Origin of the sequence: Methylovorus sp. MP688, from assembly GCF_000183115.1 — a bacterium.
Classification (GTDB): Bacteria; Pseudomonadota; Gammaproteobacteria; order Burkholderiales; family Methylophilaceae; genus Methylovorus; species Methylovorus glucosotrophus.
In genome coordinates, this window is sequence record NC_014733.1 from 2,559,184 (window position 1) to 2,571,758 (window position 12,575).

A 12,575-nucleotide genomic window follows, 5' to 3' on the forward strand; every position below is an offset into this window, starting at 1 on the left:
GCGGATAAGCAGATGAGGCGAGTCCGCCCATACTTTTCGCATTAAGGAGAAGGAACCAACATGCCCGGAGACCCAAGAATATTTGACGAGGAAGCTGTCACGCCGCCTGCGCCTGCCGAGGCTCCTCTCGCCATTAAAACGCTGTATTTCGACTTGCTTAATCCCGACCTGTCCGCAGAGCGCCATGTGGAATCTTCACACCAGGCAAATGCCTTTCTGACCCGGCAACTGGCGCACATAGATGCGTCGTCCATGGAGTCAGATCCCGAATTAATCGATGCCCTGCTGGCAGACTCGCCCCATGCCCTGCAGGCGTGGATACAGCGCAATGCACAGGCCACAGGTCGGGAGTATCAGGAATACCTGGAAGGCCGCAAACGCGGCGAGCCCCGGCGCTATTTTTCATGTAAATCGCATGCACTGAATTTTCTGTTGCAGGTGGCCCCCACCAAAATGGTGGACGGTGCCTGGCTTTATGGCCTCACACGGCAGTGGGATGATCCGCGCTATGCCTCCCTGATCAAGACCTATCTGGAAGAACTCGGCGAAGGACGCAGCGACAAGAACCATGTCGTGCTGTATCAGCAACTATTGCGCCGCTATGACCTCGATACCGAGTGGCATGCCCTGGATGACAGCCATTTTGTGCAAGGACTCACGCAGCTGGCGCTGGGCCATCATGCAGAAAGCTATCTGCCAGAAGTCATCGGCTTCAATCTGGCCTATGAGCAATTGCCGCTCCATCTTTTGATCACCACGCATGAGCTGGAAGAGCTCAATATCGACCCCTATTACTTCATGCTGCATGTCACGGTGGATAACGCCATGACAGGCCATGCCATGCGGGCCGCCTGGGCGGTATTTGAAGCCTTGCCCAGACGCCAGCAACGCCAGGCATTCATGATGCGCATATTGCGCGGCATGGCGCTTAACTCGGTGGGGCTGGCAACGCCTGCGCTGATCCAGCAGTTTGATGCCGAAACCGAGATCACTGCCGTGTTTCGCAAAAAAGCCTCGGTGGGGAAATTCATGCATGCAAGTCAGTGCAAACTCGGCGCTTACAGCATCAATGAATGGCTATCTGATCCGCAAAAAATCCCCCAGCTGCTGCATGCGTTGGTGGATGCTGGCTGGATGACGCGACACCAGGACCCTGCGCAATCACGCTTCTGGAAATTGATGGAAGGGGAACATGCCAGCATGTTCGGGGTATTCACTCCCTATGAAAAACAGCTGATGTATGACTGGATGGCCGGCGAGGTGCTGGAGACACTGCCACGCCAGGCCAGACTTGGCGAGCACTGGCGCAAGAGAAGCATGACGGAGAGCAGGCAACGACCGGCGGATACCTCCTATGCCACCTTGCAGTCGCTGATAGAGCCTGCCCTGCTGACCCAACCGAGCCGCCAGATGCACAACATGGCGAAATGGCTGGCTCCGGGGCAGCATCACACCTCTGCCGGGCTCGCCGCTACGCGGCTTTACATGCAGCAAACGGGGCTGAATTAAGCCATTAAACCAAAGTTCATTTGCATGTGCTTCTTGCAGATGGCCCAGTCCCGTTGTTCGACTCTCCCCGACTCAAGAAATCTTGTCTGATCGTGATGTATGGCAGGCCCCGTGCGCGAAATACCGCAATTGACTCATTCCTCGATTGCGGTTTTCTTACCATGGGCCAAGCCTGCACGCCCATAAAAACCGCCTCAAACTATCCTTACAGACGTTTCCAATTTTCTCCTACAGCCCTTCCCATCCCCAGCCTTTAGGCTACAAGTGCAAGCCCTGCGGCCCGAGTCAGGCAATGAATACCGCACTTAACTTGAGGTGATGCGACGCTCAAGTTGATGCATTCCACCTGACGCATCCGGCCGAATTACTCCAGCCCCTTCGTATGCAGTGTCCGCCATGTACCTCTGTCCGCAGAGCCATGGCAGGGGAAAAGGCGGCTTGCGAATGACCCCTCATTTTTTTCAACAGGATCTCAGCCTGGGAAAGCATTGAAGATGATGTTACCGGAAGACCTAGATCACACCCCCGACCCCTTGCAGCAGAGCAAGGAAGCGGCCGTACTGGAATATCGCTTTGCGATATTGCATCGCTCGCGCATTGCCATTGAAAACGTCACCCCCTGCGTGGATGGCGGGCGATTTGCCGTCAAGCGCCAGCAGCAGGAAGCCGTGGTAGTGAGTGCCGACGTATTCATGGATACCCATGACCTGTTGCGCGTGTGCCTGGCCTGGCATAGCGGAGAGGACGGACGGCCGCACTACATCGCCATGCAGAGTCTGGGAAATGATCGCTGGCAGGCGAGTTTTGTACCGCCAGACATTGGCTGCCACTATTTTTTCATTGAAGCCTGGCACGACGAATTTGGTACCTATGTATCCAATCTGCGCAAAAAAGCGCAAGCACGGCTGCAAGTGGAACTTGAAATTGAAGAAGGCCGCCTGCTCATTGCCAAATACCTCGCCCATTCGAATGGCGGCCCTGCCGATCACCGTAATGCGCTGAACGCCAAGGAGTTTCTTGCGCGGCTGGTGTGCGCCCTGGAATCGCCCGAAATCACTGCTGCTTGCGCCATGCAGGCTGAGTTGCAACAGGTGGATAGCAGCGGGCTCGATCTCTCCAGCTATTCGGGGCGCGATCAGGTCAAGCTCAGCCTGCTGCTGTCCGGCGATGTCGCCCACATGATGGAAACGCTGGACCCCAGAAACTTCATGGCGCGCAGCATCAAATTTCCCCTTATGGTGGAGCGCACTGCCGCCGCCTTTGCCAGCTGGTATGAGATGTTCCCGCGTTCACAAAGCGGGGATACCGAGCGTCATGGCACCCTGCAGGATGTCGTTGCCCGTCTGCCGGCCATCCGCGACATGGGCTTCGATGTGCTGTATTTCCCGCCCATACATCCCATCGGCCTCACCCATCGCAAAGGCCGCAACAATGCGCTGATCGCCCAGCCCAGCGATCCCGGAAGCCCGTATGCCATCGGTTCGCATGAAGGCGGGCATGAAGCCCTGCATCCGCAACTTGGCACCTGGGAAGACTGGGATCACCTGCTGGAACAGACGCGCCTGCACGGTATGGAAATCGCGCTGGATTTTGCCATCCAGTGCTCGCCTGACCACCCGTGGATATCGCAACACCCGGAATGGTTTGACTGGCGGCCGGATGGCTCGCTGCGCCATGCCGAAAATCCGCCCAAGAAATACGAAGACATTGTGAATGTGGCGTTTTATGCGCCAGAGGCGATTCCGCATTTGTGGCTGGCCTTGCGCAATATCTTGCTGCACTGGATTGCCAAGGGCGTGAAGATATTCCGCGTGGACAATCCACACACCAAGCCGCTGCCGTTCTGGGAATGGTTGCTGCGTACCGTGCGTGAACAGCACCCGGATGTGGTGTTTCTGTCCGAAGCCTTCACCACGCCAAAAATGATGTACCGGCTGGCGAAAACCGGCTTCAGCCAATCCTATACCTACTTCACCTGGCGCAATGACAAACAGGGATTGACCGATTACCTGCAGGAAATGGCGCAGGGCGAAATTGCCGATTTCTTCCGGCCCAATTTCTTTGTCAACACACCAGATATCAATCCAGTCTTCCTGCAGGAATCCGGCCGGCCAGGCTTTCTGATCCGCGCTGCCCTCGCCGCCACCCTGTCAGGCTTGTGGGGGATTTCGTCCGGCTTTGAACTATGCGAAGCCGATGCCGTACCCGACAGCGAGGAATTCAACCATTCCGAAAAGTATGAAATCCGCGCCTGGGACTGGCAGCGCCCGGGCAATATCGTGGCCGAGATCAGCCGACTCAACCAGATTCGCCGCGAAAACCCGCAACTGCAAACGCATCTGGGGGTTCGCTTTCACCCCAGCAGCAATGATCAGGTGCTGTTTTTCTCCAAGACCGGCCAGCGCGACATCACCCGCCCCAGCGCAACGGTAGTACTGGTCGCCATCAATCTGGATCCGCACGCCACCCAAAGCGCCACGCTGCAGATACCGCTTTACCTGCTGGGCCTGGTGGACGACGCCGATGTGGACGTGCTGGACCTGTGGGAAAACCAGCCCACTCGCTGGCAGGGAAAATTCCAGACCATCACCCTGGACCCTGCTGATCGCCCCTTTGCCATTTGGCGTCTGAACGCCGGGAACCGATAAATGCCTACCTCCAAACATACAGACAAGAAGACCACCGACAAGAAACGGACCGACCGCCGGAGCAGCGCACTGCAATTCACGCGCGACCCGCTTTGGTACAAGGATGCCGTGATTTACCAGGTGCACGTCAAATCCTTTTTTGACGGCAACAATGACGGCATAGGCGATTTTGCCGGCCTGATCCAGAAGCTGGATTACATCGTCAGCCTGGGCGTGAATACCCTGTGGCTGTTGCCCTTCTACCCGTCACCGCGCCGCGATGACGGCTACGATATTTCCGATTATCGCGGTGTGCATCCGGATTACGGCAACCTGTTTGACGTGAAGCGCTTCATCGCCGAAGCCCACAAGCACGGGCTGCGCGTCATCACCGAGCTCATCATCAACCATACCTCGGATCAGCACCCCTGGTTTCAGCGTGCGCGTCAAGCCAAGCCGGGCTCGGCTGCGCGCAACTTTTATGTGTGGTCCGATACCGATACCGCCTACAGCCAGACCCGTATCATTTTTACCGATACCGAAAAATCCAACTGGACCTGGGACCCGGTGGCCAATGCCTTTTACTGGCACCGCTTTTTCTCGCATCAGCCCGATCTCAATTACGACAATCCCCGCGTATTCAATACCGTCATGAGCATCATGGAGTTCTGGCTGGACCTGGGCGTGGATGGCCTGCGGCTGGATGCCGTGCCCTACCTGATTGAGCGCGAAGGCACCTCCAATGAAAACCTGCCGGAAACCCACCAGATCCTGAAAAAAATCCGGCAGTTCATAGACCAGCGCTACCCCGATCGCATGCTGCTGGCCGAAGCCAATATGTGGCCAGAAGATGTGCAGTATTACTTCGGCAATAACGATGAATGCCACATGGCATTTCACTTCCCGCTCATGCCGCGCATGTACCTGGCACTGGCACAGGAAGACCGTTTCCCCATTACCGATATCCTGCAGCAGACACCGGATATTCCGAGTGATTGCCAATGGGCGATTTTCCTGCGCAATCACGATGAGCTGACACTGGAAATGGTCACCGACAATGAGCGGGCCTATATGCTCAACTTTTACGCCGCGGATAACCGGGCACGACTCAATGTTGGCATAAGGCGCCGCCTCGCCCCGCTGTTGCAGCGTGATCGCCGCCGCCTGGAACTACTGAACAGCCTGCTGCTTTCCATGCCTGGCACCCCGGTGATCTATTACGGTGACGAAATTGGCATGGGCGACAACATCCATCTCGGGGATCGCGATGGTGTGCGCACCCCCATGCAATGGACACCGGATCGCAATGGCGGCTTTTCCCTTACCGACCCGGCGCGGCTGGTGCTGCCATTGAACATGGATACCCTTTACGGCTACCAGGCCGTGAATGTGGAAGCACAAAGCGCGGACCCGCATTCCCTGCTTAACTGGATGCGCCGCCTCTTGGCCGTGCGCAAGCAGTTCTATGCCTTTGGCCGCGGCAGTTTCCGGCTGTTATACCCGGCCAACCGCAAGATTCTCGCTTATCTGCGCGAGTACAAGCCGCAGGACATTCTGGAGCATGGCAGCCCCAATACTGCGTTTGACCCGACGGCGGATGCACGTGCGAATAGCGCCCCGCCACCGGAGAAAACCCAGGGAGAGGCCAAGCCGGGCGAGACACCCTCTGACCAGCCAGCCAGCATCAAGGCCCTGAGTGACGAGATTTTGCTGTGCGTGGCCAATGTCGGCAGTACCGCGCAGGCAGTGGAGCTCGACCTCTCGGAATATGCAGGCTATACGCCCACCGAGCTGATGGGGGGGGAGAAGTTTCCCGTGATCGGCCCCTCGCCATATGTGCTGACGCTGGCGCCCTACGACTTTTACTGGTTCCGTCTCAGCAACGAGCAAAGCCCGCTTGCCACGCCATCGCGTCTGAGTGCCGTGCCTTTCATCGCCCCCGAATACCGCACCCTGGTGCTCAACGCCGGCATACATGACCTCATGCAGCCCCGCTTGCAGCAACGCCTGGAAACCGAAATATTCCCGGCCTACCTCGCACGTCAGCGCTGGTTTGCCAGCCACGCCGACACCGGTAGTAAAAAAACCGCCGGTCAGGCCAAGGGGCCAATGACCGTGCATCTGCAATACCTCAGCCATTTGCCAAGGCCAGACAACAGCGCCGCGGATTTTCTGCTGGTAAGCGTTGCCGCCAGCAATAGCGATGCCTGGTTTTTTATGCCGCTGGGCATAGTGCCGGAAGAGATGTCCACCTCCACGGTGATCCAGCAACATGTGATCTGCCGGGTACGTCAGGGCGCCAAAGTTGGCTTGCTGGTCGATGCCTATTGCATGGATGAGTTTGCGCTTACCCTAGTGGAGCAGTTCCGGCATTCCGGCCAGTATCGTGAAGGCGCCCGCGAGCTGCGCTTTGAATCTACCGCCAGCTTTGACGCGCTGGATTTCAAGACCAGCGAGGGCAAACCCGGGCTCGATATCCGTCGCCCGCATGCCGAGCAATCCAACAGCTCGCTGATTATCAACGATCTTGCCATCGTCAAAATGGTGCGGCACTTCCAGCCCGGCACGCACCCCGAGCTGGAAATGGCCCAGCGGCTGGATGAACTGGGTTATCACAACACGCCTGCTTTGCTGGGGCATATGGCGTTTACCAATGCCGAGGGTGAAAGCTACACCCAGATTGTCATGCAGGCCTATGTGCACAATCAGGGCGATGCCTGGCAATGGACCATCGATCGCCTGGGTATGGCCATCCAGCAGCTGAATGCCGCGGATATCGCCGCGCAAGCCCTGGCACCGGAAGACACCAATGCCATGAAGGAGCTGCAGAATTTTGCCGCCATGCTTGGCAAACGGCTGGCCGAGCTGCACAACCTGCTTTCGCTGCCCACTGTGCACGAAGCCTTCAAGCCGCAGCAGATGGGCAAGGCCGACATTACCGCCCTCAAGCAGCGCATCGTTCAGCAATGGCGCGAGGCATTTGCCGGGCTGGCGCATTTCAAGGCGGACAATCTGGCTGATCCGCAATTGCTGCCCGACATGCTGGGACGTCAAAAAGAAGTGTTTGCCCGCGTGGAGGCGCTGATAGACCAGGCCCGCGGTCAAGCGCTGACACGCATTCATGGCGACTTTCACCTCGGTCAGGTTCTGGTGGTGGGCGAAGATGTGCTGATCATTGACTTTGAAGGTGAACCAGCCCGCCCGCTGCCCGAGCGGCGGCAGAAAGACAACCCCTTGCGCGATGTCGCCGGGTTGATCCGCTCGTTTTCCTATGTCGCGGCCTTTATCGAAAAAAGCGAACTCTACGCCAGCAGTGGTGGCAGCTTGCCCCGCCGGCAGATTCTGCAGCGCTACAAGGACATTTCCGAAACGGCCTTCCTGCAGAGCTATTTTGACCACGCCCTGCCTCACCCATTGAGTCAGCCAGAGCAGAGCCTGAATGCAGGGGCTTATGCCCATGCCTCGGATATGGCGCTGCTACAGCTCTACAAGCTGGAAAAAGTGGGCTATGAAATCGCCTACGAACTGATGCACAGGCCCTCCTGGACTGAGGTGCCACTGGAAGGCCTGAAGTCTTTGCTGCAAGAGTTGGCGCATGACAAACCTCACCATGATGAAAAGTAACCCCAAGGAAAACGTAATGCCCACCTCTGCCCACCCCTGGCTCGATCACGCATCTGACCAGCCCTCGCGCAATACTCTCCGCTATCGGCTTGCCGGTGGTGCCCAGCTGCTCAGCCTGGCCGAAACCGAGTTCCGCCTGTGGGCGCCCAATGCCCGCCAGGTCGACCTGATTCTCGACAAGGGCACCGTCATCCCCATGCAGCAGGAGGCCAACACAGGCTGGTTCAGCACCCAGGCCGAATGTGGTGCGGGCACGGAGTACCGTTATCGCGCCATCAACAAGGAAGGCAACGAACTGCTGGTGCCCGACCCATATTCGCGCAGGCAAACGGGCAGCGTACATGGCAGCAGCGTGGTGGTCGATCCACAAAGCTATCGCTGGCGCCATCTGCCATGGAAGGGCCGTCCATGGCATGAAACCGTGATTTATGAAGCCCATGCCGGCGTGATGGGCGGCTTTGTCGGGGTGCGTGCCAAACTGGCTGAACTGGCCGGCATGGGCTTTACGGCGATTGAGCTGATGCCGATTGCAAGTTTCCCCGGGGCACATAACTGGGGGTATGACGGCGTGCTGCAATTTGCCCCGCATGTGAGTTATGGCTCGCCGGATGAACTCAAGGCACTGGTGGATGAAGCCCACGCCCTGGGGCTGTCGATCTTCCTGGATGTCGTTTACAACCATTTCGGCCCCGATGGCAATTACCTGTGGCACTATGCGCCCGAATTTTTCAACCATGCCTACAAAACGCCCTGGGGCGATGCCATTGATTTTGCCGAGCCGCATGTCCAGCAGTTTTTTGTCGACAACATTTACTACTGGCTGGAAGAGTATCGCTTTGACGGCCTGCGCTTTGATGCCTGCCATGCCATCTGGAACAAAGCCTGGCTGGGCGATACCATCAAGCAGATACGCGAGCACTATCAGGGCAAACGCCATGTGCATCTGGTCGCAGAAAACGACGACAATGCGGCAAGCCTGTTGGGGGACCGCTTTGTCGCCCAATGGAATGACGATGGCCACCATGTTCTGCATGTACTGCTGACCGGCGAAACCGAAGGCTATTACTCGGACTACGCAGAGCATGCGGCGGAAAAACTGGCGCGCTGCCTGGCGGAAGGGTTTGTCTATCAGGGCGAAGTCTCGCAACATCGGCAAGGGGAAGTGCGGGGCGAAAACAGTCAGCATTTGCCACTGAGCTCCTTCGTGCTGTTTCTGCAAAACCATGACCAGATCGGCAACCGTCCCTTTGGCGAACGCCTGACCACGCTGGTCCCCGAACCGGCCTTGCGGGCGGCCATGGGATTGGTGCTGCTAAGCCCGCAGATTCCGCTGCTGTTCATGGGCGAAGAGTTCGGTGCGACCCAGCCCTTTCTGTATTTTACGGATCATGAAAATCCCGAGCTGGCAGCGGCAGTATGGGAAGGGCGGCGCCGTGAATTCTCCACCTTCGAGAAATTTACCAAAGCGAGCTTTGCGGAAAAAATCCCCAACCCGAATGACATCGAAAGTTTTAACGCCTCCATTCCCCGGCCGGTAGGCAGTCACGACCCGGACATCAATCGCGCGTCGGAATGGCAAGCGTGGATACGGCAGCTGCTGAGCCTCCGCCACCAGCATATCGTCCCTTATCTGGAACACACCCGGACCTTGTCGGCCTATGCCATCGGCCCGGCAGCGGTAAAAGCACGCTGGCGTCTGGGCAATGGGGCCACGCTGGAAATCCTGCTGAATCTGGGCGATAGCCCCGTGCATTTCGGCGAGCAGTGGCCCGAAGACAAACTGGCGCAAACCCTGCTCAATGTGGGCAACCGCCATGAAGCATTAATGCAGGGCACTCTGGGTGCTTATAGCTGCCTGGTATTGCTGGAAGGCCCGCTGGGCGCGGATAACGAAGCCAGTCCAGTCGCCGGAGAATCGCGACCATGACACCCCAGCATCCGCTATCGACCCTGCGCCTGCAGTTTCACAAAGGCTTTACCTTTGCCGATGCCCTGGAACATGTGGGGTATTTTTCCTCATTGGGTGTCAGCCATATTTATGCGTCGCCGATTTTCACGGCGCGACCCAATTCCAGCCATGGCTACGACATTGTGGACCCGACGCAGATCAACCCCGAGCTGGGCGGGCGCAAAGGCCTGGCCCGGCTGGTCGAAGCATTGCGCCATGCCCACATGGGGCTGATTGTGGACATTGTGCCCAATCACATGGGAGTGGGCGGTGCCGATAACCCGTGGTGGCAGCATGTTTTTGAGTGGGGGCGCCATAGCCCGTATGCCATGTGGTTTGATATCGACTGGCATTCGCCCGACCCTTATCTGCACAACAAGATTCTCGCGCCTTTTTTAGGTGATGCTTATGGCGTGGTGATCGACCAGGGAGATATCCATCTGGAGTATGACCGCCAGACCCAACGCATACAGGCGCGCTATTTTGACAATGCCTTTCCCATTGCGCTGGCTGACTATGCGGAAATTTTGCAAGGGGCCGATCACCCGGGTGTTGCGGGGCTGCTCGCGCAGTTTAGACGCATAGACTACCGCCTGCCCTTTCTGGACATACAGTCACAGGTCAACCAGGTGCTGGCCGCGCTGGCGACCCTCAGCCTGCATCCAGAAGTCGAGGAGGCCATCAATACGGCCCTGGCCAGCTACTCGGACCAGGGCATAGAAAAACTGCATCCCTTGCTGGAAAAACAGCACTACCGCCTTACCTGGTGGCGCAATGCCTCGGACCAGATCAACTGGCGCCGCTTTTTTGAAGTGAGCGAGCTGGCGGGGGTACGGGTAGAACTGGATGAAGTGTTTGAAGCCACGCATTCGCTGCTGTTTGAGCTGTACGCGCAGGGCCTGATTGATGGGGTGCGACTGGACCATATTGATGGGCTGGCCCAACCGCAGGATTATTGCCGCAAGCTGCGGGCGCGACTGGAAGGCCTTATGCCTAACCGGCCCCCGCATCTGCGTACGCCGGTCTACATGATAGCCGAAAAAATCCTGGCGCCCGGCGAATGGCTGCGCGAGGGATGGGGGCTGGACGGTACCACCGGCTATGAGTTCATGGATCAGGTATCGGCGTTGCTGCATGACCCGCAAGGGGTTCAGCCATTGAACGCCCTGTGGCATCAGTTAAGCCAGAATGAAAAATCCTTTCATCAGCATGTGGAGCAGGCGCGTCGCCAGTTGCTATCCGAAAATCTGGTGAGCGAATTCGAGGCAGCAGTACATGCCCTGCATGCCATCGCCCGCGCTGACCTGCATACGCGCGATTATTCGCTGGCCTCGATCCGGCGCGTGTTTACCGAGATACTGGTGCACTTTCCGGTGTATCGCAGCTATGTCACGGTAGATGGCATGGATGCCCAGGATCAGGAGCTGTTTGAAAGCACGGCCATCAAGGCCAGACGCACATTGGGCCATGTCGACAAGCCACTGGTGGACATCATTTTCAGCTGGTTGCGTGGGGATCTGATCCATGACGCGCCGTCGCCGGAAATATCCGACCTGTCGCAGCGAGCGATTACCCGCTTCCAGCAACTGATGCCGCCTTTATGCGCCAAGTCCATGGAAGATACGGCGTTTTACCGCTTCGGCCGGCTGGTATCCCGCAATGAAGTGGGTAGCGACCCCGATATGTTCACGCTGGATATGGCCGCCTTTCATGATGCCTGCCAACGGCGGCTGGCGATGTATCCGGCCAATTTGCTCGCCACGGCAACCCATGATCACAAGCGTGGCGAAGATGTGCGTGCTCGCATTGCGGTCATCAGCCAGGTACCCATGCGATGGGAGCAGCAGGTAAAGCGGTGGATAGAAATGAACCAGCGCTTTCACACCCGCGTATTCCCCCAGGAAATGAAATTCGTGGCGTATGACGCTCCGCGCGTCACGCATGAATACATGCTGTACCAGATGCTGGTAGGCGCATGGCCGTTTGATTTGCAGGTGAACGATGCCGCAGGCTTGAAGGCATATGGCGAGCGCATGGAAGCCTGGTTTATCAAAAGCATACGTGAGGCAAAATGGATGTCGAGCTGGGTGCAGGCCAATGAGCCCTATGAGGAAGCATGCGCTGACTTTTTGCGCCACCTGCTTGATCCGGTGGAGAGCAGTGAATTTTTGCATTCACTGGTTCAATTCACGGAGCTGATTACGCCCGCCGGGGCGATCAATAGCCTGGCGCAGACGGTATTGCGCATGACGGTACCCGGCATCCCCGACTTGTACCAGGGCACCGAATTATGGGATCTGAGCCTGGTTGATCCGGATAACCGTCGCCCGGTCGATTACGCCTTGCGCGCCCAGACCTTGCATGCAACCACGCATCATGCGACTTCTGACCATGCGCCGACCAACCCGGTCTTGCTCGCCAACTGGCGTCAGGGCGGAATCAAGCAAGCCATCATCCACCGGCTGCTTGGCCTACGCAAACAGCATGCTGCGCTGTTTGAAGCTGGCGATTACCAGGCGCTGTATGCGCAAGGCATGCATGCCGACAAGGTGGTGGCATTTCAGCGCCAGCATGATGAGCAATGCCTGCTGGTGGTGGTACCGCGCTTTTGCCATGCCCTGCTCGCCGACCATGGCAGCCTGACTCTGGCCAACTGGCACGACACCCGGCTCGAAAAGGGCTTGCGCGTGCCCGGGCGTTATCGCGACATCCTGACGGGCAAGCTGCACCTGGCGGAGGACAACACCCTGCCCCTGGCAGAGCTGTTTGCCACTTTACCGCTGGCCGTTCTGCTGCTGGAAGCTGAATAACTGGCCAGGCAGTTCATCGCGCGACGCATCAACATTGCCTGCCTGGCGCCGCGCTGG

General features: G+C 57.8%; 5 protein-coding genes. All 5 read left to right on the forward strand.

The genetic code is table 11. From position 1 onward, the window contains the following. The first annotated feature begins 60 nt into the window (after positions 1–60). The 5 genes from MPQ_RS12215 to treY all read left to right on the forward strand — a co-directional run bounded on the left by MPQ_RS12215 (position 61) and on the right by treY (position 12,518). Complete coding sequence (locus MPQ_RS12215; RefSeq protein ID WP_013443266.1) at positions 61–1,509, forward strand: iron-containing redox enzyme family protein; 1,449 nt, start codon at positions 61–63, stop codon at positions 1,507–1,509. Positions 1,510–2,003: 494 nt separating this feature from the next. Beyond that, positions 2,004–4,157: an alpha-1,4-glucan--maltose-1-phosphate maltosyltransferase gene (locus tag MPQ_RS12220; RefSeq protein ID WP_041362413.1), complete on the forward strand. Its 2,154-nt coding sequence runs from the start codon at positions 2,004–2,006 to the stop codon at positions 4,155–4,157. Then, positions 4,158–7,760, forward strand: coding sequence for a maltose alpha-D-glucosyltransferase (treS, locus tag MPQ_RS13585; RefSeq protein ID WP_013443268.1), 3,603 nt, complete (start codon positions 4,158–4,160; stop codon positions 7,758–7,760). Beyond that, the gene (gene treZ / locus MPQ_RS12230; protein ID WP_148225296.1) at positions 7,732–9,687 is read left to right on the forward strand and encodes a malto-oligosyltrehalose trehalohydrolase; all 1,956 of its coding nucleotides are present in this window, start codon (positions 7,732–7,734) and stop codon (positions 9,685–9,687) included. The genes treS and treZ overlap by 29 nt, the downstream gene beginning before the upstream one ends. Then, on the forward strand, positions 9,684–12,518 hold the full coding sequence (treY, locus tag MPQ_RS12235; protein ID WP_013443270.1) for a malto-oligosyltrehalose synthase: 2,835 nt from the start codon (positions 9,684–9,686) through the stop codon (positions 12,516–12,518). The genes treZ and treY overlap by 4 nt, the downstream gene beginning before the upstream one ends. Positions 12,519–12,575: the final 57 nt, after the last annotated feature.

Excerpts from the sequence above, each read along its gene's own strand:
- treS (WP_013443268.1), top strand. The coding sequence starts at position 4,158 with ATGCCTACCTCCAAACATACAGACAAGAAGACCACCGACAAGAAACGG.
- treZ (WP_148225296.1), top strand. The coding sequence starts at position 7,732 with ATGACAAACCTCACCATGATGAAAAGTAACCCCAAGGAAAACGTAATG.
- MPQ_RS12215 (WP_013443266.1), top strand. The coding sequence starts at position 61 with ATGCCCGGAGACCCAAGAATATTTGACGAGGAAGCTGTCACGCCGCCT.
- treY (WP_013443270.1), top strand. The coding sequence starts at position 9,684 with ATGACACCCCAGCATCCGCTATCGACCCTGCGCCTGCAGTTTCACAAA.
- MPQ_RS12220 (WP_041362413.1), top strand. The coding sequence starts at position 2,004 with ATGATGTTACCGGAAGACCTAGATCACACCCCCGACCCCTTGCAGCAG.